Genomic DNA, 26,481 nt, shown 5'->3' with positions numbered 1-26,481 from the left:
TATTTGGGTTATCAAGAGAGCGAAGGCACAGATACTGATTAGCTTGAAAGGGGAGGCGGTCTGCAGCAAGTTAGAATTAATACACAAAAAAAGAGCCACTTATGTGGCTCTTTTCAATTTACCTATCAGCAATTATTGTGCTGTTGGTGGATGGCTGTGTTCAATATCCTCTGACTTCTTGGTAAAGCGGCGGCGGATCACCACGAAGAAGACAGGTACGAAGAAGATAGCCAATGAGGTTGCGGCAAACATTCCCCCAAGAACACCAGTACCTACTGAGTTCTGGGATGCTGAACCTGCACCGTTACTAAATACCAGAGGGATAACACCTAACATAAATGCTAAAGATGTCATTAGAATTGGTCGTAAACGCATTTTAACTGCATTCAGCGTTGCTTCGACTAACCCTTTACCTTCTTTCTCCATCAAGTCTTTGGCGAATTCAACAATCAAGATTGCGTTTTTCGCCGAGAGCCCAATGGTTGTTAAGAGACCTACTTTAAAGTAAACGTCGTTGTCTAGACCACGAACACTGGTAAACAGTAATGCACCAATAATCCCCAATGGAACGACTAACATAACTGAGAATGGAACTGACCAGCTTTCATAGAGAGCCGCCAAACACAGGAAGACCACTATCAAGGAGATTGCGTACAGAGCAGGGGCTTGGTTACCTGCTAAGCGTTCTTGATATGACATACCTGTCCACTCGTAACCAATTCCTTCAGGCAGGTTTTCAGTGGTGAGTTTTTCCATTAACAGCATCGCATCACCCGTACTTTTCCCAGGAGCTGCTTGGCCTTGAATGTTCATCGCAGGGACACCGTTATAACGCTCTAAACGCGGTGAACCATACTTCCAAGGATCTTTGGATTCGTCCATAAAGGCCGAGAACGGAACCATTTTACCTTGGTTATTACGAACATACAGGTTACTAATGTCAGAAGGTAACATACGGCTTTCTGCGTCACCTTGTACGTAAACTTTCTTCACACGACCACGGTCGATAAAGTCATTCACGTAGCTTCCACCAAACATAGAACTCAATGTTGCGTTGATATCACTGATAGCAACACCTTGAGCCTGTGCTTTTTGTTGGTCAATATAAATACGGTATTGCGAGGTATCATCCTGACCATTTGGACGAACACCTTGAAGCATTTCTGGGTGCTGAGCCGCTAATCCAAGTAACTGGTTACGGGCTTGCATTAATTTATCATGCCCCAAGTTACCTTTATCGACTAACTCAAAGTCAAACCCGTCTGCGGTACCTAACTCAACAATTGCGGGTAGGTTAAAGGCGTAAATCAATGCCTCTTGTTTTTGTGACAGTGCAATATTCGCGCGCTGTACAATCGCATCAACGTGGTTTTCATCGCCTTTACGTTCGCTCCAGTTTTTCAGAACGACGAAAGCGAGACCCATATTTTGTCCTTGACCGGCGAAGCTAAAGCCCCCAACGGTAAAGACCGATTCAACGTTTTTGGCTTCTTCGGTATGGTAGTAGTTATTCACTTCATCCAATACCGCTTGGGTTTGTTCTTGTGTTGAGCCTGGTGGTAACTGGATCATCGACAAGAATACCCCTTGGTCTTCCGCGGGTAAGAAGGAAGACGGTAAGCGGACGAACATGAACGCCATACCAACCACTAACAGCAGGTAAATCACTAAATAACGGCCAGTGCCGTTAAGCATACGGCTTACACTGTCGGTGTAGTGGTGTGCTTGTTTTTCAAATGTACGGTTAAACCATCCAAAGAACCCTTTTTGACTACCATGGCTGCCTTTTTCAATTGGCTTCAACATGGTGGCACACAGTGCTGGCGTTAAGATCATCGCAACCAGTACTGACAAGATCATGGACGATACAATGGTAATAGAGAACTGACGATAAATTGCTCCGGTAGAACCTCCAAAGAAGGCCATTGGGATAAATACCGCAGATAGAACCATTGCAATACCGACTAATGCACCTTGGATTTGACCCATTGATTTTTTGGTCGCTTCTTTTGGAGACAAGCCTTCTTCTTGCATAACACGCTCAACGTTCTCAACAACGACGATGGCGTCATCGACGAGAAGCCCGATGGCGAGTACCATCGCGAACATGGTCAAGGTGTTTATGGAATAACCAAATGCCGACAAGATAGCAAAGGTACCTAACAATACGACAGGTACTGCAATTGTTGGTATCAGCGTTGCACGGATGTTTTGTAGGAACAAATACATAACGACAACAACCAGCATGATTGCTTCCACTAACGTTTTAACTACTTCGTTAATCGAAATTTTAACGAATGGGGTTGTATCGTATGGATAAACAATCTCTAATCCTTGAGGGAAGAAAGGCTTCATTTCCTCAAGCGCAGCACGGACGTTATTAGATGTATCTAATGCGTTCGCACCAGTTGCCAGTTTAATACCAATACCTGCTGCTGGCTTACCATTAAAGCGGGCAATCGTACTATAGTTTTCAGCACCTAATTGAACATCAGCAACATCTTTAATACGTACCTGAGAACCATCTTGGTTAACACGTAATAAAATATTGCTAAATTCTTCAGGGCTATTTAAACGTGTCTGCGCAATGATAGATACGTTTAAACGCTGATTTGCAATAGAAGGTGCTCCACCGAGTTGCCCTGCTGCGACTTGGTTATTTTGTACCTTGATCGCATTAATGACATCTGTAGTGGTCATGTTGTACTTAACGAGTTGCTCTGGTTTTAACCAAATACGCATTGCATATTGGGTACCGAACAGCTGGGTTTCACCTACACCGTTAACTCGGCTAAGTGGGTCTTTAATATTTGACCCTACGTAGTCGGCAATATCGTATTGCCCCATTGAGCCATCGCTAGAAACGAAACCCGCAACCATTAAGAATGAACTAGTTGATTTATCGACACTAATACCTTGTTGCTGAACTTCTTGTGGCAACAATGGCATTGCCAGTTGCAATTTATTTTGCACCTGTACTTGCGCGATATCACCATCAGTTCCTGCTTCAAATGTCAGCGTAATGCTAGCAGAACCTGATGAATCACTGCTCGATGACATATATACCAAGTTATCGATACCGTTCATATTCTGTTCGATAACCTGCGTTACTGTATTTTGTACCGTCTCAGCATCCGCTCCTGGATAGTTAGCTGAAATAGAAACAGCTGGTGGCGCGATGGTCGGGTACTGTGAAACAGGTAACTGGATAATTGCCAACAGACCAGCAAGCATGGTGATAATTGCAATTACCCACGCAAAAATTGGTCTTTCTATAAAAAACTTAGGCATTAATCAGCCGCTCCCTTATTTAGACTTTTCTTCAGGTTTTGCCTGATTGTCTATGGATTGCGTTTCTAAGTTTGCTTCCTTAGGATTCACAACAATTCCTGGTTTGATTTTTTGTAAGCCGATGACAATGACACGATCACCTGCTTGTAGACCTTCAGTTACCAGCCATTTGTTGCCAACTGCTTGTCCTGCTTTAACTTGTCTGACTTCAACTTTATTCTCAGCATTAACAACCATGACTTGAGAAGTTCCTTGAGCCGTACGAGTTAAGCCTTGTTGCGGAACTAGAATCGCATTATCAATAACACCATCTTCTAATACAGCACGAACAAACATACCTGGAAGTAACTCTTTGTTCGGGTTAGGGAACATGGCTCTCATCGTGATAGACCCTGTTGTTTCATCAACAGTGACATCAGAGAATTCTAGAACGCCTTTTTGAGCATATTCTTGACCGTTATTATTGATCAAACGGACAGGAGCTTGCCCTGATTCTTGCTGCACAGCACCTTTCGCTATCTCATTTCTCAGACGTAAAAAATCGTCACTCGATTGCGTTACGTCTACATAGATAGGGTCAAGTTGCTGAACTCGCATTAATTCAGTGGTTTGCCCTGATGATACTAAAGCCCCTTCAGTCACATTCGATTTGCCAGTACGGCCGCTAATCGGTGCGGTGACTTTGGTATAATTCAGGTTGATACGTGCAGTTTCAACCGCTGCGTCAGCCGCTTTGACGGCAGCAAGTGCTTGCGCATAGGTTGAGGTTGCTTGGTCGTATTCCTGACGACTAATGTAATTAGTTCCTAATAATGGTTTATAACGCTTCACCGTTAAGGCAGCCAGATTTGCATTCGCTTGTGCTTTTGCTAGCTCCGCTTTTGCGCTGTCATAGGTTGCTTGGAATGGTGCAGGATCAATTTGGTATAAAGATGTTCCTGCTTCTACGTCGCTACCTTCTTTATAGTTGCGCTTTAAAATGATGCCACTAACCTGAGGGCGAACCTCGGCAACACGAAATGCGGATGTACGGCCTGGTAACTCGGTTTTGAGAGTCAGAGGTTCGGCTTTAAGCGTAACAATTCCTACTTCAGGCGCCGGGCGTTCTCCGCCACCTTGTTGTTCATCGTTACAACCAGATAAAGCCAAGCCACCTGAAAGAACTAACAGAGCCAGAGGTAACACCCCTCTGTTTTTTCGCATAAGTTAACCTCAATTAATCAATATGAGTTCAAAACAAAAATAAGAAAAATGGTAAACAATATGATTTATCACTATGCTATAGTACAAACATACACGAATGTATGTAAATCAGCTTTCGATAGAAACGGGTCACAATGGCACGAAAAACTAAACAACAGGCTGAAGAAACCCGTCAGGAAATATTAGATGCTGCCATCAAAACATTCTCTGAACGAGGAGTTTCTGCCACATCATTAGCCGATATTGCAAAAGCAGCCGGGGTTACCCGAGGTGCAATATATTGGCATTTCAAAAACAAAGTTGATCTCTTTTATCAAGCTTGTGAATTTGGTGATAATCAAATAATACAAGCTGAAGAATATTATCGTTCTAAATATACCAATGATCCACTTTCAATACTAAGAGAATTATTAATTTATATTTTGACTGACTTTATTGAAAGCCCAAAAAATCGCGCTTTGATGGAAATTTTCTTTTTGAAGTGTGAATTAGTTGGTGAAATGGCTGAGTTAGTTGATTTTAAACGCGCTAATTATATTGCGAGTCAATGCCGAATAGTTGGCAATTTGACTGCCTGTATTGATGCAGGACAGCTTCCCGCAGACCTTGATGTGGAATGTGCTGCGATTATGATCCGTTCACTAATGTCGGGTTTATTAGAGAACTGGCTACTCCAATCAGAAAATTTTAATCAACATACAATCACATTGGTTGATACACTATTAGAAACACTAAAGTGTAGTACGACAATCCGGTTAAAACCAATTCAAACTGAATAAGTGGAGTCCATATGTCCTCTATCTTGATTATTGCCAATGGGGCACCTTACGGCAGTGAAACACTGTTCAACTCATTGCGACTAGCGATAACGTTAAAAGAGCAAGAGCCACAGTTAGATTTAAAAATTTTTCTGATGTCAGATGCAGTGAGCGCAGGATTGGCAGCTCAAAAGCCGAAAGAAGGTTATAATCTTCAACAAATGTTAGAGATTTTAACGGCACAAAATGTCCCTGTTAAATTATGTAAAACGTGTACAGACGCCCGTGGTGTGAGTGACTTAACTCTTGCTGATGGTGTTGAGGTCGGCACATTGGTTGAGCTTGCAAGCTGGACATTAACAGCTGATAAGATATTAACTTTCTAGCATTTTACGTAAAATGTGTTTAATTAGATGAAAGTAAGTGTTGGTAGGCGACTATCGGCACTTTGCCTAATTAAACAATATTATTATTTGTATAAAGGAATGCCATTATGATGAAACAACAATGGAAGTGGCGGCAGTTAGTATCGATAACACTGTTTTTTTTCATCATATCTTTTTCCAGTTCAATTACGGCATTAACATCTAATAACTTACCTGATAAGAATGAAATAAAAAGTGCGCTCAGCGCATTGAATAAAAAAAGTTCACTCAGTGAAGAAGATAAACTTGCTCTCGCTGATCTGGAAAAAACCTCAGATTTTTATAACGAGCTGGATAAACTTGAACAGCGAACGGCTGAACTGCAAAAAAAACTCAGTAGCGCGAGTGCAGAATCGAAACAAGCAGCACAAGGTTTGTTGCAAATAAAAAATGAAAATAAGCAACGCACCGAAAATTTCCTACGAAAAATACAAGATAGTTCTCTTTCACAATTAGAAGCATTACAAGCCTCTTATTTAGAAAGTCTGCAAATAGAGCAAAATGACCTTGCAACCTATAGTAGCCAATTAATTGGCTTACAAACGCAGCCTGAAAGGGCACAAGCGATGATGTTGGAAAATGCGAGGCGCTTACAAGAAATTCGTAATGAGCTAAATAGTTCATTGAATGAATCTGTGAATTTAAGACCGACTCAAATTACCATGCTGCAAGTTGAACAGTATTTATTGCAGCAACAAAATGAATATCAAAAACGTATTCTACAGGCGAACACTCAATTACAAGATGTGCTGCAAAAACAACGTGATTATACCGCAGCCTATATTGAGCAATTGGAGCACCATATTCAGCAAGTACAAAACGCGATTAGCCATCGCCGACTAAATGACTCCCAATCAACAGTGCGTGAAGCATTGAGTACTTCTGAAACCGATATTGAAGCGCAACAGAATCCCATTATTCAAAAAGAAATTACGATTAATAATGCGCTCAGTGACCGTTTAATCGCAGTGACCGAAAATAGCAATAAACTGGTGCAAAATGGTATTCGAGTTAAAACATGGCTTGAAAGAGCGACACAGTCTGAACGAAATTTAAAAGAGCAAATTAATGTATTACGCGGTAGCTTATTGCTTTCACGAATTTTATTTCAACAACAAATTGACTTGCCACCTGACATTTTAACGAAAAATTTACCCACAACGATTGCCGATTTGCGGCTTGAACAGTTTGATATTAACCAACAGCGTGATGAGCTTTATCAACCTAATGATTATATTACGAAGTTGGAACAGCAATTTGAAATAAAAACAGGGGATGAGCCAGCAAATAGCACACTATTATCAGCTGAAGATAAATCTACATTATTGAAATTATTGGAAGTACGCCGGGGTTTATTAGACGAACTCAACCAGCAGCTTGGTGGGCAAATTTCGCAAGCTATCAACTTGCAACTGGATCAAAACCAATTATTGAGTGTGGTGAGCTCTCTTGAAAATACCTTGGCGCAACAAATATTTTGGGTGAATAGCAATAAGCCAATCGATTTGGAATGGGTTAAAGGTTTCCCTGAAGCCGCAGCGACACAAATTAATAGCTTTGATTTTAGTTTATCGAACCGCAGTATTAAACGAGGAATGAGTAACTCTCTGTTAGTGGTTATTCCACTTGTTTTGGTTGCCCTGTTGTTTATTTGGTTTAACCGTAAAATTAATAATCGATTGCAAGATATTGACCAGCGGCTTTCCAGTTTGCGTAACGATAGTGTGTTAAGCACACCTTTTGCGCTGCTGCTGACATTAATACAAACCTTGCCTATTTCACTGTTTTTACTGGCATTAGGTTACTGGTTTTTGAAAACAGGAAATGTACAAGGGCCCTTCTTTTGGCAATTTTGCCAACAATTGGCGATATTTTGGGCGTTATTTGAGCTAACTTTCCGCGTGTTAAAACCGCAAGGTATTGCGCGAAAACATTTTGGTATCGAAAAAGAGAAAATATCCCAGACGCGGCGCCAAATGCTCCGGTTATCGATTCCGTTGGTACCACTCATTTTCTTCTCCACTTATGGGGTTACTAACCCACTGAAAGTGTCTGAGGACGTGATAGGTCAGTTAATTGTACTGGTTTCTCTTATCTTGTTGTGTATCTTTACGATTCCTTTTTGCAAACAAGTTTGGCAAGAGAAGGGCAGCCACTTAACGCGTAGTATTGTCGTGACATTGCTGACATTTTCGCCATTAATTTTAGTGGGATTAATGATGGCGGGCTACTACTACACCACGTTACGCTTAGCAAACCGTTGGATAGACAGTTTATACCTGTTATTGCTGTGGTATATCACTTATAGCGCGTGTTTGAGGGGGTTAACATTGGTTGCTCGTAAATTAGCATATCAACGTGCCATAGAACGCCGTGCGATGTCGAAGCAAGAAGATGCTGAAAATGAGCCAATCAAAGAGCCACCAATGACTATTGAGCTGATTAGCCAGCAATCGTTACGCCTCACCACGATGGTGTTGTTTATTATCTTTGCATTGGCGTTTTACGCAATTTGGTCTGATTTCATCACTATTTTCTCTTTCTTAGATAGCGTGAATTTGTGGGGTTATACCACCACCTCTGCAGACGGTGGCAATATCTTGCAATACGTGACTCTGGCTAATTTAATCTTAGCGTTAGTGATTATCGTCGTGTCGTGGGTCATGACACGGAACTTACCGGGGTTGCTCGAAGTGTTGGTCTTATCGCGGTTAAAACTTCGTCAAGGTTCCACTTATGCCATCACGACAATATTGACTTATATTATTGTGGGAATTGGGGCGATCGCCTCATTAGGGATGATTGGTGTCACGTGGAACAAGCTGCAATGGTTGGCGGCAGCCTTAACGGTCGGGTTAGGTTTTGGCTTACAAGAGATTTTTGCAAACTTTGTTTCCGGGATCATTTTGTTGTTTGAACGGCCGATCCGCATTGGCGATACGGTGACGATTGGGACCTATTCAGGAACAGTTAGTAAAATTCGTATTCGGGCAACCACGATCGTCGATTTTGATCGTAAAGAGGTGATCATACCCAATAAAGCCTTTGTGACTGAACGGTTGATCAATTGGTCGCTTTCAGACACCGTCACACGAGTAACGATAGCGATTGGGGTAGCTTATGGTTCAGATCTCGATAAAGTAAAACGCGTTTTATTATCTGCAGCCACCAGTAATAGCAAGGTAATGACGGAACCTGCTCCCAATGTTTATTTCACCACTTTTGGGGCAAGTACGCTAGATCATGAATTGCGTTTTTATGTGCGGCAGATAGGTGACCGTGGTGTGACCAGCGATGAAGTGAACCGTGCGATAGATAAATTATGTCGAGAAAATGATATTGATATTGCATTCAACCAGTTAGAGGTTCATTTGCATAATAGCAAAGGGGATGAAGTGCAAGAAGTGAAACGTACACCAAAAGACAGTGATGACAACCTACCAAGTTAATTAGATTTCATCTGTGCGGGTGGCTTGTGCCGCCTGCATCTGTTTGGAAATATAATCATTTTTAACAATATCAAGAGCTTTTAATACAATATCGGCTTCAATACCTGAATTTTCGAGTAAATAAATCAAATCAACGGCAAGTTGTACTTCTTGGGGGGCATCTTTGAGCGAATTCATAGTGATCCCTTCTGAGATTTAATCAAAATATTGATTTTCTTGATGTTCAATGGCTTTTTCAATACGCAAAAGTGCTTGGCGGCATCGGTACAAACGGCCTGCGAGTACAGCAAGTTCTTTTTGGCATTGGTGCTGCAAACGGTGGTCGGTTAGCTCACTTAAATGAAGTTCTTTTTCACTCACCATGGCCTGCAAGCGTCGTTCATAGTCTTGATGTTGTGATAAACGTTCATATAAATCAACCTGTTCCCTTTTTTTAGTAAAACTGGATTCTTTTTCACGTAGCGTTTGTGTAGAGATCTCTCGTGAAATTGCTTGCATTTGATGGACAATTTTTTCAGTCAGAAAATTGACCTGCTCGCTGTGGTTTAACGTTACGCTATGGCACAATTGCTGGTATAAGGTCTGCAATTCGTTTTGGCAATCCCCCAAACGGGTTGATTTGCGACTAAACAATTGCATATCGAAGCGTGAATGTGAAAATTCAAGATCCTTTATGGGTTCCACTCGTGTTTTCAATTCATCAATTTGCTTTTTTAACGCGTCCAAAAGAGCGGGAATTTTCATTTTTTGTTCTCATTAAGTGTCAAAAATAGCGGAATATTGATATTCAGCAACAAAACTGATGCCAAATTGACGGCTTCTTATTGCATTTTTATGGTACTTTACATAGATTCTACACTTTCGTGTTTACTACATGGCTTTTATTATGACCGCTAAAGAGCAACAACTGCAATTGATTAAAGAAAGTATCGCATCGATTCAAGATTATCCAATCGAAGGCGTGATCTTTCGTGACATTACGACTTTATTAAATAACCCTGCTGCATACCAAGCAACGATTGATATGTTAGTGGAGCATTATCAAAATAAAGGCGTCACTAAAATTGTAGGAACTGAAGCGCGTGGTTTCCTATTTGGCGCGCCAGTTGCATTACGTTTAGGCGTAGGTTTTGTCCCTGTGCGTAAAAAAGGGAAATTACCACGTGAAGTATTGAGTATGACTTACGACCTTGAGTATGGCACCGATACGCTTGAGATCCATAAAGATAGCATCAGCCCTGAAGATAACGTCTTAGTTGTTGATGACTTACTCGCGACCGGTGGTACCGTGGAAGCAACGGTAAGAATGATCAAACAGCTTGGTGCTAATGTTGTTGATGCGGCATTTATCATCTGTTTACCTGATCTTGGTGGCGTTGAACGCCTACAAAAAGAAGGTGTTTCTTCTTATAGCCTTGTTGAGTTTCCAGGCCACTAATCTTTATTTTCCCTCTATTTTTATCACAGCCTCGCTGTATAGGTTGAGGCTGTGGTAGCATGGTACTATGATTATATATATTCACGTACCATGTTAAATGACAGTGGAATCCATGAGCTATCAGGTACTTGCCCGTAAGTGGCGCCCCCAAAAATTTTCAGACGTTGTTGGCCAACAGCACGTTTTGACTGCACTCGCTAATGGGCTAACGCATCAGCGGCTTCATCATGCCTATCTTTTTTCCGGCACACGTGGTGTAGGGAAAACGACGATTGCGCGCCTATTTGCTAAAGGCCTTAATTGCGAAACAGGGATCACAGCCTCACCTTGTGGACAATGCGCTAATTGCCTTGAAATAGAACAAGGGCGATTTGTCGACTTAATTGAAATTGACGCAGCCTCCCGAACCAAAGTCGAAGATACGCGTGAATTATTAGACAATGTTCAATATGCGCCAGCACGTGGGCGCTTCAAAGTTTATTTAATTGACGAAGTACATATGCTGTCTCGTCATAGTTTCAATGCGTTGTTAAAAACCCTTGAAGAACCGCCTGAACATGTGAAGTTTTTATTGGCGACGACGGACCCGCAAAAACTCCCCGTGACCATTTTGTCTCGCTGCTTGCAATTCCATCTAAAAGCGTTAGATGTCACGCAAATCAGTGAGCAACTTGAACTCATCCTGAATGCAGAAAATATTGAGCATGACCAACGTGCTCGCCAGCTGATAGCAAGAGCGGCTGATGGCAGTTTACGTGATGCATTAAGCTTAACTGACCAAGCCATTGCGATGGGGCAAGGGAAAGTCACGGCTGATATTGTCAGCCAAATGCTAGGAACCCTTGATGACGAGCAGCCATTAGCCATTATTGAAGCACTAGTACGTGCTGATAGCATGGCGGTGATGGGACAGGTAGAGCAAGCTGCCAGCCGCGGTGCGGATTGGGAAAACTTGCTGGTGGAAATTTTGTCGCAATTACACCGTATCGCGATGATCCAACTGCTTCCTGCTGAACAAGAAACAGATCCGTCATCGACAGAAGGGCGGCTACGGCAGGTCGCAAGGGTCATTTCCCCTGCAGACCTTCAACTGTTTTACCAAACGTTATTAGTCGGAAGAAAAGAACTCCCCTATGCCCCTGAGCGGCGTATGGGGGTTGAAATGGCACTATTACGTGCATTGGCTTTTCATCCTAAAAATGTGATTGCTGAAATTGAAGCACCGCCAAAAGTTATTCCACAAGCCGCTGTTCAATCTGCACCGTCTGCGGCATCAAATATGGCGCAAAGGGTGCCTCCGGCACAAGCGCGAGCAGAAAATCTGCCAGACAATAGCCCAACTTTACAGTTATTGAAGGCTAGGCAGGCGTTACAATCTCCACAAAGTGAGGATCCTAGCCCAAAAAAGGCTAAACCGGTGATGCCTGAAAGGGCTAAGCCGGCGGCATCAGCACTGGAAAGGCTGGCTGCCGTGACCAGCAAACATCAACAAAATGTGGTCAATAAAGCGTCTCTGGCAGCTAAACCACAAAAACCAAAGCAGTACCAATGGAAGCCTCAAAATGAAGAGGCGATGGCGCCAAAAGAGGCAGTGACAACGCCAAGCGGGATCAAAGAGGCGTTGGAATATGAAAAAACGCCTGAGTTAGCCGTTAAAATTATTGAGGAAGGGCGAATTCGTGACAGTTGGTCTGGGAAGATTGCAAAATTAAATATTCCCAAACTGGTTGAACAATTAGCTTTGAATTCATATATAGAAGAGTTAAGCGAGTCGCAAATTGTTTTACATTTGCGCTCGGCTCAGAAGCATCTGGATAAACCATCGGCACACAAAGCGTTGGAAGAAGCTCTGAGCGAACTATATGGTCGTACTGTTGAACTGAAAATCGTTCATGATGATAATAGCGAGGTGAAAACCCCGTTAGAATGGCGACAGGCGATTTATGAAGAAAAACTGGCACAAGCACGCCAGTCTATTATTGCGGATAAAACGATTCAAAAACTGCGCTCAATGTTTGATGCGCAATTAGATGAAGAGAGTATTCGCCCCGTTTAACGCTACAGTCTCATTGTTAAGCTGTAGCCTCAGTTGTGAGAGATAACTATGTTTGGTAAAGGTGGATTGGGTAACCTGATGAAACAGGCCCAGCAAATGCAAGATAAAATGCAAAAGGTTCAGGAAGAAATCGCTCAACTCGAAGCTACAGGTGAGTCTGGAGCTGGCTTAGTTAAAGTGACCATTAATGGCTCACATAACTGCCGCCGTGTTGAAATTGACCCTAGCTTGCTCGAAGACGACAAAGAAATGTTAGAAGATTTGATTGCAGCGGCATTTAATGATGCTGCGCGTCGCATCGAAGAAACGCAAAAAGAAAAAATGGCTAGCGTTTCAAGTGGTATGCAATTACCACCAGGCTTTAAGATGCCATTCTAATGCAAACAAGTCCGCTTCTTGAATCGTTGATGGAAGCGTTGCGCTGTCTTCCGGGGGTTGGCCCCAAGTCAGCGCAGCGAATGGCTTTTCATCTTTTACAGCGTGACCGTAGTGGTGGAATGCGTTTAGCACAATCACTCACTCGAGCCATGTCTGAAATTGGTCACTGCCGTGATTGCAGAACATTTACAGAACAAGATGTTTGTAATATTTGCGATAACCCACGCCGCCAACAAAATGGTTTAATTTGTGTGGTTGAAAGCCCAGCAGATATCTATGCAATTGAACAAACTGGTCAATTTTCCGGGCGCTATTTTGTGTTGATGGGGCATTTGTCACCTCTTGATGGTATTGGCCCAATGGATATCGGCCTTGATAGGCTTGAAGAGCGTTTGGCGTCAGAGACGGTCAATGAGGTCATTTTAGCAACCAATCCAACGGTAGAAGGGGAAGCGACGGCAAACTATATTGGGCAAATGTGTGGCCAATATGGGGTGGCAGCGAGCCGAATTGCGCACGGGGTGCCTGTGGGTGGGGAGTTGGAAATGGTTGATGGAACCACACTTTCTCACTCGTTGGCGGGGCGCCAACGGCTCTAAAGTCCTCGTCATTCTTTGCGCCGTAGCGTTGTTGTCTTCATGCATCAACCCTAGTCACATACTTGTGTATGCTCCCAGGGATTAATGCATTCGACGCCTAGCTACGGCACAAATTATTTAGAGGATGATGGTGAGGTGCTGTTTTTAAAATTTAAAGGCAAACCCCTCAAAGCAAAACCCTTAATTCAAAAATATCCTTCAAGCAAAAGCATCGTAGTCTTCGGTCATTTCCTTTCGTTCATATTAATTTAGCTGCTAATTTGTGGTTAGTGGTTGAATTCTATTTTTTCGCCCCCAATTAATCTGCATCGATAAGTCAAACCTATCCAATTAAATTAGATTGATGAAATAGAGGCGATTAATGAGTATGAAAGGACAGGAAACTCGTGGTTTCCAATCAGAAGTTAAACAACTCCTCCAGTTAATGATCCACTCCCTTTATTCCAATAAAGAGATTTTCTTACGTGAATTGATCTCTAACGCATCTGATGCGGCGGATAAACTGCGTTTTCGTGCATTATCTAACCCCGAACTGTATGAAAACGATGGCGAGCTGCGCGTGCGTATTAGTGCCGACAAAGACCAAGGTACATTGACCATCAGCGATAACGGTATCGGTATGAGCCGTGAAGAGGTGATTGAAAACCTCGGAACTATCGCGAAATCAGGCACAAAAGCATTCTTAGAATCATTAGGTAGTGATCAAGTCAAAGATAGCCAAATGATTGGTCAATTTGGTGTGGGCTTCTATTCCGCATTTATCGTGGCTGACAAAGTAACAGTACGTAGCCGTGCGGCAGGTGCTCCAGCAGACGAAGGTGTGTTCTGGGAATCTGCCGGTGAAGGTGAATACACTATCGCTGATATTGAAAAAGCAGAACGCGGCACTGAAATTACCTTGCATTTGCGCGATGATGAAAAAGAATATTTGGATAACTGGCGCTTGCGTTCAGTGATTAGCAAATATTCTGATCATATTGCCTTACCGGTTGAAATTGAAGAAAAAAATGAAGAAGACGGTACGGTTACTTGGGAAAAAATTAACCAAGCGAAAGCATTATGGACGCGTAGTAAGTCTGAAATTTCAGATGAAGAATACATCGAATTCTATAAACATATTTCCCATGACTATGCAGACCCGCTGACATGGAGCCATAACCGTGTAGAAGGTAAGCAAGAATACACCAGCCTACTATATGTACCTTCTAAAGCGCCGTTTGATTTATGGAATCGTGACCAACAGCACGGCTTGAAACTCTATGTTCAACGCGTATTTATTATGGATGACGCAGAGCAGTTCATGCCGAATTACCTACGCTTTATTCGTGGGGTGTTGGATTCCAATGATTTACCGCTGAACGTTTCACGGGAAATACTGCAAGACAGCGCATTAACCCGTAGTTTACGCAGCGCATTAACTAAACGCGTTCTGCAAATGTTGGAAAAGCTAGCTAAATCTGATACCGAAAAATACCAAACCTTCTGGCAACAATTTGGCTTAGTAATGAAAGAAGGCCCAGCAGAAGATATGGCAAATAGCGAAACTATTGCTAAACTTCTGCGATTTGCAACGACTCATACCGATAGTAGCGTACAGAATGTCTCTTTAGAAGACTATGTAAGCCGTATGGTTGAAGGCCAAGATAAAATCTATTACATCACCGCAGACAGCTATGCAGCGGCAAAAGGTAGTCCGCACCTTGAGTTATTCCGTAAAAAAGGTATAGAAGTCTTGCTGTTATCTGACCGTATAGATGAATGGATGATGAATTACTTATCGGAATTCGACGGCAAACAGTTCCAATCCGTAAGTAAAGCCGATGAGTCATTAGATAAGCTAGCGGATGAAAACAAAGCGGAGCAAGAGGAAGCCGATAAGCAGTTAGAGCCCTTTATTGAGCGCGTAAAATCATTCTTAGGTGAGCGTGTTAAAGAAGTTAAACTTACACACCGCTTAACGGATACTCCAGCCATTGTGACAACCGACGTAGATGAAATGAGTACTCAGATGGCGAAACTGTTTGCAGCAGCAGGGCAAGCCGCGCCGGAAGTGAAATATAACTTCGAACTGAACCCAACGCATCCGTTGGTGAAAAAAGCAGCTGAAGTCACAGATGAGTCCGTATTTGCAGATTGGGTTGATGTATTGTTGGATCAAGCATTACTAGCAGAACGCGGTACATTGGAAGATCCAAACCTATTTATACGAAAAATCAATGAATTACTTCTAAAGTAATTTAATTTGGTATTTTCGTTATTGAGCATAAACCACGCTTTTGCTTGTGCTTTAGCGTGGTTTTTTTCTTTTGCGAAAAAAGATAAATGCGAAATCGTTTACGTGTGTTCTTGAGTAAAGCGGCATGCTAATGGTATGGTAGCTTGTTTTCTTTTCAAATTATAAAAATCTAAATAGCAAGGGGTTTACGCAATGCGTATCATTCTGCTTGGCGCTCCGGGCGCTGGTAAGGGCACTCAAGCTCAGTTTATTATGGAAAAGTTTGGGATCCCTCAAATTTCAACTGGTGACATGTTACGTGCCGCTGTTAAATCAGGGAGCGAGCTCGGTTTACAAGCTAAAGAGCTGATGGATAACGGTAAATTAGTTACTGATGAATTAGTTATCGCATTAGTTAAAGAGCGCATCAAACAAGATGACTGCCGCAATGGCTTCTTGTTGGATGGGTTCCCTCGTACTATCCCACAAGCGGATGCCATGAAAGAAGCAGGCATCACGGTTGATAACGTGCTGGAATTTGATGTACCTGATGAAATTATTGTTGAGCGCATCATTGGTCGTCGTGTACATGCACCATCAGGCCGTGTTTACCATATTAACTTTAACCCACCAAAGGTTGAAGGCAAAGACGATATAACAGGTGAAGAACTAACCATCCGTAAAGATGACCAAGAAGACACCGTACGTAAGCGTCTGGTAGAATATCATGCATTAACCGCGCCTTTAATTGCGTATTACCAAAATGAAGCTAAAAAAGGGAATACCAAGTACTTCAAATTAGATGGTACGCGTAAAGTAGCCGAAGTTAGTGAAGAACTGGCGAAAATTTTAGGTTAATATTTGTACTTATTATGCTTTGCATTGCAGTTATAGTTACTGTGATTCGAATTGTTTTAAGTATAAAGGTATTATATGAAGGCAGCGGTGATCGCTGCCTTTCTTTTTTATACCACTTGGTGACAAAAATCGTTAATTAACTGTGCTAAAGTTGGGAATAATTATCAATTAGGAGTTGTTTCATGTCAGAAAAAAAAACCGGCATTTTGTTAGCTAACCTAGGAACCCCTGATGCCCCAACAACCTCAGCAGTGAAACGCTATTTAGCCGAATTTCTTAGTGATAAGCGCGTTATTGATGTACCTCGCTTGATTTGGAAACCCATTTTGCATGGGGCGATTTTACCGCTTCGTTCTTCTAAAGTCGCCAAATTATACCAATCGATTTGGTTAGAAGATGGCTCGCCATTACTGGTCTATTCCTTACGTCAAAAACAGAAGTTAGCGGAATTATTGCCGGATACTGCCGTAGAGATAGGTATGAGTTATGGTTCCCCTTCAATTAAAAGCGCAGTGGATAGTTTGTTAGACCAAGGCGTGACCGATTTAGTCGTCCTCCCACTGTATCCACAGTATTCCTGTACGACCACAGCCGCGGTGTATGATGCATTAACGAGAGCATTTGCCAGCAGACGAACCATTCCAAACGTGCAATTCATTCGCAGTTATGCGACACATCCCGCTTATATTCAAGCGCTAGTCAGCTCGATAGAAGAAAGCTTCGCTCAGCATGGTGAGCCCGATAGGCTTGTACTGTCTTTCCATGGCATTCCACAGCGTTATTGTGATACTGGAGATATTTACCAGCAAGAATGCGAAAAAACGGCTGAGGCACTCCGTGAGGCGTTGAATTATCCAAAGGATAAAGTCATGCTGACCTACCAGTCACGTTTTGGGCGTGAGCCATGGTTGATGCCCTATATGGATAAAACGATGCATGAATTACCCAGCCAAGGTGTAAAATCAGTTCAGGTTATTTGCCCTGGTTTTTCAGTTGATTGCTTAGAAACATTAGAAGAAATTAGCGAACAAAATAAAGAGTTTTTTATGAGTAGCGGTGGTAATCAATATAATTACATACCAGCTTTAAATGACAATCCAAATAGTATTCATATGATTAATACAATAATTCAAGGTATACTAAAATAATCTATTCAGCAAAATAATGTAGAAAAGTTTGCTTATCGATATATCAATAAGCGGATTATAGACTATAATCACTTATCTGAAATTATAAATGATTGAACAAATGTTATGTCTTTTGGAATTAATATGAGCAATAAGCAGCAGCCACCACAGAGTAATATAGAGCAGAAGACGACTTCTGCTCATCAATTTCATATACAACAAAACGATGAAATTGACTTGATGGCCTTGTTTTCCATTTTGTTAAAACATAAATTTTTGATTCTTATATTTACGATTGTTTGTATTGGGGTAAGTGCTGGTGTTGTTAAGTTATTACCTCAAAAATGGAGCAGTACTGCTATTGTTATTCCTCCTGCATCTGAGGAGCTTAAAGAAGTCAATGCATTTAAAGCGCAATTGGATGTCTTAGATGTTCCTGTTGACCTTAGTGCTCAACGTGTTTTTACTGCATTTATTGACCAGTATCGTTCAAAAGTTAATCAAGAAAATTATATAAGAAGTACTGAGTATTACCATAATCTTGTCGAGAAAATTGACCCGAAAGATGATGTTATCGCGCAACAAAGGCTAGTGAATTCAATCATTTCTAATGATATTAGAATTCAAGATCTCTCAAAAGAGAAGAACAGTACCTCAAATGATATTGTATTAAGCTTTACTGCCCCCTCGCCTACAGAAGCCCAAGATTTGCTTGAAGGCTATATTCGTTATAGTGCATCGAAAGTAAGGCAGCAGTTAAAAGTTGAAATCGATAATCTGATTTCAGAGAAACTTATTTATGCTAGTGAGTCACTAAAACGCGAAGTCAGCAAAATTCAAACAGAATATGATGTTAAAGTTGAAAGGCTTAAGCGTGCCGTTGATATTGCAAAAGCTGCGGGAATTGAAAAACCAATCGCCAGCGAATCCGTTGCTATTAATGATGATCCTGATTACCCAATTGCGTTAGGAACTGAAGCTTTAGAGCGAAAATTACTGATTGAAACTCAAAATCGTGATTTGGCTTTGATGAGTGAAAATCTACAAAATCGTAAAATTTATCTCGATAATTTACAAGAGATAACCGCGAAAGAATTAGCTTTTACGCCTGTTAAGTTTATTTTAACGCCAGACTTACCGTTACAGAAAGATTCGCCTAAATCAGCGTTGATTGTTGCGTTAAGCGCTATATTAGGTTTAATTTTGAGCTGTGCATTTGTGTTAAGTCGGGAGCTTTACCGCGATTATAAACATCAGAATCAGTAAAATTACCACCAAATGACAAACAATGGAGCCAGTGTCTTCTTTGCAGGTGCTGGCTTTATTTTATCGTGCTAGAATAGGGCGATGTTCCATTGTTAATCTTCTAATTATGAAATTCCCCGGTCAACGCAAGTCAAAACACTATTTCCCTGTCAGTCTCAGAGATCCTTTATTACAGCCTTTAAAAGAAACGTTAGTAGATGATGAGAATTGTAAGTCCTATATCGTTGGTATCGACCAAACATTAGTCGATATTGAAGCGAAAGTGGATGACGAATTCATTCAACGCTATCAGTTGAGTAAGGGGCATTCACTGGTTATTGAAGATGATGCCGCCGAAGCGTTATATAAAGAACTTACAGATAATGCATTGATTACTCATGAGTTTGCGGGTGGAACGATTGGCAACACACTGCACAATTATTCAGTATTAGCAGATGACAGATCTGTGTTATTAGGCGCAATGTGCAATAACATCCAAATTGGCAGCTATGCTTATCGCTATTTATGCCATACCTCCAGCCGTATGGATTTAAATTTTCTACAGGGTGTGGATGGCCCGATTGGGCGCTGTTTTACTTTAGTCACTGAAAATGGTGAGCGGACTTTTGCTATCAGTCCCGGCCATATGAACCGCTTGCACCCAAATAGCATTCCAGAAGATATCATTGCGGGGGCTTCCGCGCTGGTATTAACGGCTTATTTAGTTCGCTGTAAACCCGGAGAAACTATGCCGGATGCGACGATGCAGGCTATTGCGTATGCGAAAAAGCATAATGTCCCCGTCGTGTTGACACTTGGAACAAAATTCGTCATCGCTCAAGACCCTCAGTTCTGGCGTGATTTTTTGGCGGAACATATTTCAGTCGTTGCAATGAATGAAGACGAAGCGCAGGAACTGACCGGGCTGAGTGACCCATTACTTGCCTCTAATATGGCATTAGACTGGGTCGATTTAGTTTTATGTACCGCTGGCCCGTCTGGCTTGTATATGGCTGGCTATACCGAAGACGCTTATAAACGCACGACGCAGCACCCATTATTGCCGGGTGCAATTGCAGAATTTAATTTGTATGAATTTAGCCGAGCAATGCGCCAACAAGATTGCCAAACTCCATTACGAATTTTCTCGCATATTGAGCCTTATATGGGCGGACCTGAGAAAATCATGAACACGAATGGGGCGGGAGACGGGGCTTTATCTGCATTACTTCACGATATTACCGCCAATTCTTATCATCGCTCTAATGTACCGAATTCCAGTAAACATGAGCGCCAATACTTAACGTATTCATCTTTAGCCCAAGTGTGTAAATATGCTAATCGTGTAAGTTATCAAGTATTAACTCAGCATTCACCTCGCTTGACTCGTGGTTTACCTGAAAAAGAAGATAGTTTAGAAGAATCGTATTGGGAACGTTAAAGCGAAATGATTCTTATTTGAGTTAATGGTATTTATCTTGAAGCACCTCAATATCTCTATTATTGAGGTGTTTTTATTTTGGGAGAATTGTTATTTGATAAATTACTCTTTTATAAATTGTTATTATTACATTTTATTTATTGTTGATAGTTATTTATATAAAAATATCATTTAAAGATAGGCCATATAATAGTTCGTGATGACTAAATATAGATAATTTATCTAATGAATTTGATGTTAATAATGGATGAGTTTAATGTTAATAATGGACGAGTATTTTAGTTGCTTTTAGGCTAATAAATAAAAGCTGTATGCTACTTTATGAGTATTCATATTTAGCATACAGCGGGTTTTATCTTTAAATATATAAGTGTGGTTAATGTTAATTAATGTTGTTTCGCAACCGCGAGTTCACTTTCTTCTTTGGATATTTCAGCCGCTTTTATATCATCAGCTTCATAACGCATCGCCTGTGGTACTGAAATTTTAATCGCAATAAATACGGCTAAGAAGCCACCGACCAATTTACCAAGCAAAATAGGCAAAACGAGTGTAGGTTGGAAATTGGCCGTGAATGCAAGGTGATCACCGATGGTCGCTTGCGCACAGACACCAAATGCGACACATAATACTTTATCCCTCGCTCGCATTTCTTTGAATAAGTGATAAGTCGCGATAATGTTTGCCATCACCATAATAAAACCTAAAGAACCCGTATCACTCAGTTTTAAACGGTTACTTAATGCACGTACTAAAGGTTTACAGTAGCGTTGGAACAAATAACAAATTGGGAATGTACCCGCTAACATAATACCGATATAACCTGCAATTTCGATGGCACGGAATAGCTCATTTTGGTCTGCAAACAGTGGGTCGAAGCCCCATGCACCGAAAACTTTGGTGAATACTCCGGTAAAGTGCTCAACAATGGAAAATGCTAAGACTAATTTGACGAATGCATCCATGATTTTACCGAAAATCAGGAAGCCGGTTACCATTAACATCGGGCGATATTTTAGCCCAGCAGCCAATAAAAAACAGAATACAAACAGCGGCATCAAGTATTGCAACATGGTAAAGAAATCTAAGGTTAATTGATGTGCCGCTGGTGAGTTCGTAGAAATAATGTCCCTGACTGGAATATTATTGAACGTAATTAATAGCAGTGAAGCTAGTACGCCAAATGGTATTGAGATCAACCCAGCCATTGCACCAAGTGCAAGGTATTTATGATCTTTGCGATTTAACATTGTTAACCCTACTGGGATCAGGTAAACAATGGTGGCCCCAGAGGTATAGCCGATCAACATTGCGGTGATCCACATATCTCGATTAGTGGTTAAGGCATCCGCTAATTGGTAGCCCCCCATATCGACGGCAATAATGGATAAAGCCGCGATTGAAACATCAGACCCGACCGATGAAAACACGGGGCCGAGTACATAAGATATTAACTGTGAGAGTAGTGGAACTGCAGCCATGATCCCCGCTTGAGCAAGAAATACAGGGCCGATAGAAAAGATCCCGTTAACAAACTCTTTCCCCAGCTCACTGGTTGGTTTCACAATAGATGCGACTGCGCCAATGATGGCTCCGCACATAATCAAATAAATAATGTAATTTCCGAATTCAGCCATGGTAGGGTTTCCTTTTATTATTTTAGTGTCTTAATTGGCGAGAACGGGCAATGATGTCGTGATATTGTTCCATCACACCTTGCATGTTCGTTCCATCAGGATGCGTCACAGTCGCGTTGCGTCTTACCGCCATTTCGTGAGTGATACCGATGCCTTTGCGAGCTAGCAAGGCTGCGCCTAGTGCGGTGACTTCACGGTTTGCTGGTGCTTCAATGTCTTTTTGTAATAAATTCGCTAAAAACTGCTTAAAATATTGATTTGAAGAAAGCCCTCCATCGACTGAGATTGATTGGCCTAGTGGTGAAATTTTTTCCATTGCAAAAATAACTTCAGCAGAGCGTGCTGCTATACCTTCCAAGACAGACTGCATCATGTCTTTTTTGTCAGTATCTAATGAAAGCCCAGCCCAGAGACCTGCGGCACTGCGATCCCAGTATGGGCACCCTAAACCCGATAACGCAGGGACAAAGGCGAGACCACGTTTAATAGCGGATTCAGCCCTGAAATCACCGAGTTCATCGAATGAGTCAAATAAACCGATTTTACGAGCCCAATTGATGGCTGATGCTGCGTTGTATACGCCGCCATCTAACCCAAAGACAGGGGGCTGATTGGGGAACTTCCAGCAGAGTGTGGGTAATAAACCACTGTGATGAGTTTGTGGAATATCGGTGCCAGTCAATGCTTGTAAGAAAGCGCCTGTACCGAAGGTAATTTTTGCATCGCCTTTTTCACGACAACCATGGCCAAATGTGCCTGCAAATTGGTCAACAATAATGGCGGTGACTGGTGTGAGATGCCCATCGAGATTTATTGCGCCAAAGTCACCAATATTGTCCTTAATAGGCGGTAAACAGTGGATGGGAACACCAAAAATGTCACATAGCTCTTGGTCCCATTCCAAGGTATGAATGTTGAGTAATGACGTTCGAGATGCAGAGTTATAGTCGGTGACGAATACGCCACATAAGCGGTCGAGAAAAAAAGCATCCATCGTACCGATACGCAGTTTATTTTTATCCGCTAATGTTTTCGCGCCGACGACATTTTCAATAATCCATCCCATTTTGCTGGCGGAAAAATACGGGTCGAGAGGTAATCCCGACTTAGATTGCACCAGTGGCTCTAATCCTGCCTCTTTGAGCATTGAGATAGTTTTTTCTGTCCGTAAGTCTTGCCAGACAATGGCATTGTATAAAGGGCGCTTGCTGTCCGCATCCCATGCCACAATGCTTTCACCTTGGTGACAAAGCCCAATAGCATCAACAACTTCACAACTGTGTAAGCACTTAATGATGTTTGCCAGTATTTCCTCTGGGTCGTGTTCAACCCAACCACTATTTAATGTGATTTGCTTATGAGGAATGCTCATAGGGGAGTGATAATGGCCGCCTTCTTCAAAGACAACGACCCGGGTTCCCGTTGTTCCCTGATCGATAGCCGCATAACGTTGATTGAGCATCACAATGTTCCCAGTGTTATAAATGTTGTAAATAGGTCTGTTTTTTTGCTTACTATCGTTCAATCGGAAATAAAATCCACAAAAAACTCACAGCAAGTTTCACTAATGTGACAAAAATCACAATAAAGTAACAATGTGAGTAAGTTTTTGGTTGTTGTTGTGCTTTGTGTTGTTTTATTTATTGTGATTGTGGGAATTATGTGGTTTTATGTGTGCAAGTTTTAAGTTAAGGATCTCAGCCATGGATATTAATAATAAAAAAATTTGGGATGTCATTGTCATCGGCGGTGGTGTCATTGGCTGTGCAGTGACACGCAAATTCACACTGATGGGAGCCAACACGTTGTTACTCGAACGTGGCGGTGACATCCTTTCGGGAGCAAGTAAGGCAAATAGTGCGCTATTACATACAGGTTTTGACGCCACACCAGGGAGTCTAGAGCTTGAGTGCATGCAAGAAGGGTATCGTGAATTCATTGAAATTAGAGAAAAAATGAATTTACCTCTTCTTGAAACAGGAGCATTAGTAGTTGCATGGAATGATGAGCAACTCAGTAAATTACCTGCGATAGTCGAACAAGCGCATACTAACAATGTATTAGATGTGGCAATTATTGATAAAGAAGAGCTCTATCGTAGAGAACCACATTTAGCGGAAGGTGCTCTAGCAGCCGTTTCTGTTCCCGGTGAGGCGGTTATCGACCCATGGAGTACACCGCTTTCGTATTTAACTCAAGCTGTGAAACATGGGGCTGAATACCGTTTTCATTGTGAGGTAAGCGGCGGAGCACTTAATGATGGAGTATGGAATTTAACCACATCAAAAGGTGAGTTTTCTGCCCGTTTAGTCATTAACTGTGCAGGAATTAATGGGGATATTGTTGAATCCATTTGCCACCCATCACCGTTTCAAATAAAACCACGTAAAGGGCAGTTTCTTGTTTATGATAAAGCCGCAGCGGCAGATATCAATGCGATTATCTTGCCTGTGCCAACGGCCATCACAAAAGGTGTTTTGTTATCAAAAACCATCTTCGGCAACCTCTTGCTTGGCCCAACAGCGGAAGAACAAAATGACCGTTGGAAAGCTGAGGTAAAACAGGAAGTCCTTGAGGACTTAATTGCTCAAGGTTCGCGTATGTTACCTTCATTGCACAATTACAGTGTGACCGCAACCTATGCGGGGTTACGTCCTGCGACAGAAGAGAAATATTACCGCATTAATGATTACCCTGAAAAGCAGTGGATATGTGCGGGGGGAATTCGTTCCACAGGCTTAACCTCAGCGTTAGGTGTGGCGAGCTATCTTGGTAAATTGTATCAAGAAAACTTCACACCACTTTTTGAATTATCACCGCCAGAAGCGCTCATTTGGCCCACTATGCCAATGATTTCTGAATATCATCAACGGGATTACCAATGCAAAAGCAATGGCGGTATTGTTTGCCATTGTGAATTAGTGACTCAGCGGGAGATTGAAGCCGCATTTGATTCGGATATTCCTCCCGAGTGTTTAGGCGCTTTACGCCGCAGAACGCGAGTGATGATGGGGCGCTGTAATGGGTTTTATTGTAGTAGCCAGGTGGCTGAAATCATTAATGGTCGTTTCGACCACACACTGGCAGTGGAGGCCGTAAAATGAGTTTAAATTATGATGTGATTATCATTGGCTCGGGTCCTACTGGTGTTGCTGCGGCACAGGCTTTGCGTCGTCGCGGTATTCAAAATATTGCCATTATTGAACGTGAAGCGCAGGCAGGCGGTGTTCCGCGTCATTGCCAACACCCAACTTTTGGCATACTCGCATTCAAGCGCCCGATGAAAGGCAATCAATTTGCAGAAAAAATTGTCAATCAACTGGGAAATACGCCGATTTTCACCCGTAGTACGGTAACGGCATTACAGCCTAATGGAAAATTAACGGTTTCAACACCAGAAGGCCTTGTTGAAATGCAAGCTAAGCGGGTTCTGATAGCAACAGGGGTAAGAGAGACACCACGCCACCCACGTTTGGTCTCCGGCTTACGCCCTCAAGGGGTATTAACTGCAGGGGCATTACAGCAATTTGTTTATTTAAATGGTAAGAAGCCTTGCCGTAATCCTGTGATAGTCGGCAGTGAATTAGTGAGTTTTTCGGCGCTATGGACATTAAAAAACGCAGGCGTTAAAGCCCAAGCGATGATTGAAAGTGGCGAACGGATTTTAGCCTTTAAACCCGCGACGTTATTTGCCAAGGCAATGGGGACTCCCATTCATCTAAACAGTAAGATTACGGAGATTGGTGGATTAGATCGCGTGGAATATGTGATTGTTGAAACCAAAGGTAAAAGCCACAAAATTATGTGTGATTCGGTCATTTTTACCGGGCAATTTGTCGGTGAAAACACGTTAATCCGTAAAAGCCATTTGGGGTTTGATGCGGCGACAGGAAAACCGGTAACAGACCAATATGGACGTTGCTCAGATGCCAGTTACTATGCTGCGGGCAATATGTTGCATCCGGCCGATATGGGCGACCAATGTTATCAAGAAGGCTTAGTGACAGGGGGGCGGATAGCAGACGATTTATTAGCGAATCATCATCAACAACAATTAAAAGAAACCCAACATATTCCTGTGCAGTTTGACTCGAAAATTTGTTTTAGTGTTCCTGCATGTATTGATATTGATAATTTATCAGTGCGACAAATTGATTTTAATATCAAAGTTGAACAACCCGTGAGCGGAACTATTCGAGTTATGGCAGGAAATACCCTGTTATATGAAAAACGCCATCGCTGTTTACCAACACGACGTATTTTACTGAAAAATATTGATTTAACAAAAATACAACGGGATGCTACTGAAATTAGTATCACTGTTGTATAGTGCTGGAAAGTTAAATGGTTAAGAAGGATTA

General features: G+C 42.0%; 20 protein-coding genes. 14 read left to right on the top strand and 6 right to left on the bottom strand.

Annotation, left to right across the window (positions count from 1 at the left end; translation table 11 throughout):
* Positions 1-132: 132 nt before the first annotated feature.
* Positions 133-3,291: an efflux RND transporter permease subunit gene (locus M1E86_RS14610; RefSeq protein WP_125891585.1), complete on the bottom strand. Its 3,159-nt coding sequence runs from the start codon at positions 3,289-3,291 to the stop codon at positions 133-135.
* A gap of 15 nt (positions 3,292-3,306) precedes the next feature.
* Positions 3,307-4,494: an efflux RND transporter periplasmic adaptor subunit gene (locus M1E86_RS14605; RefSeq protein ID WP_213913889.1), complete on the bottom strand. Its 1,188-nt coding sequence runs from the start codon at positions 4,492-4,494 to the stop codon at positions 3,307-3,309.
* 134 nt (positions 4,495-4,628) lie between these two features.
* On the opposite strand from M1E86_RS14605, the gene acrR reads away from it, so the two are divergent.
* From acrR to mscK, 3 genes are all read left to right on the top strand, one after another.
* The gene (acrR, locus tag M1E86_RS14600) at positions 4,629-5,273 is read left to right on the top strand and encodes a multidrug efflux transporter transcriptional repressor AcrR (protein ID WP_125891583.1); all 645 of its coding nucleotides are present in this window, start codon (positions 4,629-4,631) and stop codon (positions 5,271-5,273) included.
* Positions 5,274-5,284: 11 nt separating this feature from the next.
* The gene (locus tag M1E86_RS14595) at positions 5,285-5,638 is read left to right on the top strand and encodes a DsrE/DsrF/TusD sulfur relay family protein (protein WP_125891582.1); all 354 of its coding nucleotides are present in this window, start codon (positions 5,285-5,287) and stop codon (positions 5,636-5,638) included.
* Between the two features lie 107 nt (positions 5,639-5,745).
* Positions 5,746-9,126 carry a mechanosensitive channel MscK gene (gene mscK / locus M1E86_RS14590; RefSeq protein ID WP_213913890.1) on the top strand — a complete coding sequence of 1,127 codons (3,381 nt, stop codon included), beginning with the start codon at positions 5,746-5,748 and terminating at the stop codon, positions 9,124-9,126.
* On the opposite strand, the gene M1E86_RS14585 is transcribed toward mscK, so the two are convergent.
* Entirely contained in the window at positions 9,127-9,303 is a 177-nt protein-coding gene (locus M1E86_RS14585) for a DUF2496 domain-containing protein (protein WP_213913892.1), read from the bottom strand.
* Between the two features lie 18 nt (positions 9,304-9,321).
* Positions 9,322-9,870: a primosomal replication protein PriC gene (gene priC / locus M1E86_RS14580; RefSeq protein ID WP_102139397.1), complete on the bottom strand. Its 549-nt coding sequence runs from the start codon at positions 9,868-9,870 to the stop codon at positions 9,322-9,324.
* Between the two features lie 142 nt (positions 9,871-10,012).
* Here priC and apt point away from each other — a divergent pair, with 142 nt between their 5' ends.
* The 9 genes from apt (at position 10,013) to M1E86_RS14535 (ending at position 20,483) form a co-directional block, all read left to right on the top strand.
* Complete coding sequence (gene apt, locus M1E86_RS14575; protein ID WP_125891578.1) at positions 10,013-10,564, top strand: adenine phosphoribosyltransferase; 552 nt, start codon at positions 10,013-10,015, stop codon at positions 10,562-10,564.
* 112 nt (positions 10,565-10,676) lie between these two features.
* The gene (dnaX, locus tag M1E86_RS14570) at positions 10,677-12,620 is read left to right on the top strand and encodes a DNA polymerase III subunit gamma/tau (protein ID WP_213913893.1); all 1,944 of its coding nucleotides are present in this window, start codon (positions 10,677-10,679) and stop codon (positions 12,618-12,620) included.
* Positions 12,621-12,668: 48 nt separating this feature from the next.
* A complete protein-coding gene (locus M1E86_RS14565) occupies positions 12,669-12,998 on the top strand; it encodes a YbaB/EbfC family nucleoid-associated protein (RefSeq protein ID WP_004260403.1) in 330 nt (109 codons plus the stop codon).
* Positions 12,998-13,597: a recombination mediator RecR gene (gene recR / locus M1E86_RS14560; RefSeq protein ID WP_213913895.1), complete on the top strand. Its 600-nt coding sequence runs from the start codon at positions 12,998-13,000 to the stop codon at positions 13,595-13,597. The genes M1E86_RS14565 and recR overlap by 1 nt, the downstream gene beginning before the upstream one ends.
* Positions 13,598-13,964: 367 nt before the next feature.
* Positions 13,965-15,833 carry a molecular chaperone HtpG gene (gene htpG / locus M1E86_RS14555; RefSeq protein WP_185746886.1) on the top strand — a complete coding sequence of 623 codons (1,869 nt, stop codon included), beginning with the start codon at positions 13,965-13,967 and terminating at the stop codon, positions 15,831-15,833.
* Between the two features lie 192 nt (positions 15,834-16,025).
* Positions 16,026-16,670: an adenylate kinase gene (gene adk / locus M1E86_RS14550; RefSeq protein ID WP_213913897.1), complete on the top strand. Its 645-nt coding sequence runs from the start codon at positions 16,026-16,028 to the stop codon at positions 16,668-16,670.
* Positions 16,671-16,852: 182 nt separating this feature from the next.
* Positions 16,853-17,818 (top strand): ferrochelatase, encoded by a 966-nt coding sequence (gene hemH / locus M1E86_RS14545; RefSeq protein WP_125891573.1) that lies wholly within the window; start codon positions 16,853-16,855, stop codon positions 17,816-17,818.
* Between the two features lie 123 nt (positions 17,819-17,941).
* Entirely contained in the window at positions 17,942-19,063 is a 1,122-nt protein-coding gene (wzz(fepE), locus tag M1E86_RS14540) for an LPS O-antigen length regulator Wzz(fepE) (RefSeq protein ID WP_426099141.1), read from the top strand.
* 106 nt (positions 19,064-19,169) lie between these two features.
* Complete coding sequence (locus tag M1E86_RS14535; RefSeq protein WP_125891633.1) at positions 19,170-20,483, top strand: inosine/guanosine kinase; 1,314 nt, start codon at positions 19,170-19,172, stop codon at positions 20,481-20,483.
* Between the two features lie 386 nt (positions 20,484-20,869).
* Here the strand turns inward: M1E86_RS14535 and eutH are convergent, their stop codons facing one another.
* Together eutH and M1E86_RS14525 are read right to left on the bottom strand one after the other, a co-directional pair.
* Positions 20,870-22,120 carry an ethanolamine utilization protein EutH gene (gene eutH / locus M1E86_RS14530; protein WP_125891572.1) on the bottom strand — a complete coding sequence of 417 codons (1,251 nt, stop codon included), beginning with the start codon at positions 22,118-22,120 and terminating at the stop codon, positions 20,870-20,872.
* A 22-nt stretch (positions 22,121-22,142) separates the two neighbouring features.
* The gene (locus tag M1E86_RS14525; protein WP_213913901.1) at positions 22,143-23,582 is read right to left on the bottom strand and encodes an FGGY family carbohydrate kinase; all 1,440 of its coding nucleotides are present in this window, start codon (positions 23,580-23,582) and stop codon (positions 22,143-22,145) included.
* A gap of 241 nt (positions 23,583-23,823) precedes the next feature.
* On the opposite strand from M1E86_RS14525, the gene M1E86_RS14520 reads away from it, so the two are divergent.
* Entirely contained in the window at positions 23,824-25,224 is a 1,401-nt protein-coding gene (locus tag M1E86_RS14520) for an NAD(P)/FAD-dependent oxidoreductase (RefSeq protein WP_125891570.1), read from the top strand.
* A complete protein-coding gene (locus M1E86_RS14515) occupies positions 25,221-26,450 on the top strand; it encodes an NAD(P)/FAD-dependent oxidoreductase (protein ID WP_213913902.1) in 1,230 nt (409 codons plus the stop codon). Before M1E86_RS14520 ends, M1E86_RS14515 begins: the two co-directional genes overlap by 4 nt.
* Positions 26,451-26,481 lie beyond the last annotated feature (31 nt).

The organism is Providencia sp. PROV200 (assembly GCF_049901995.1).
GTDB lineage: Bacteria > Pseudomonadota > Gammaproteobacteria > Enterobacterales > Enterobacteriaceae > Providencia > Providencia rettgeri_E.
This window is presented reverse-complemented; position numbering and strand designations above follow the sequence as displayed.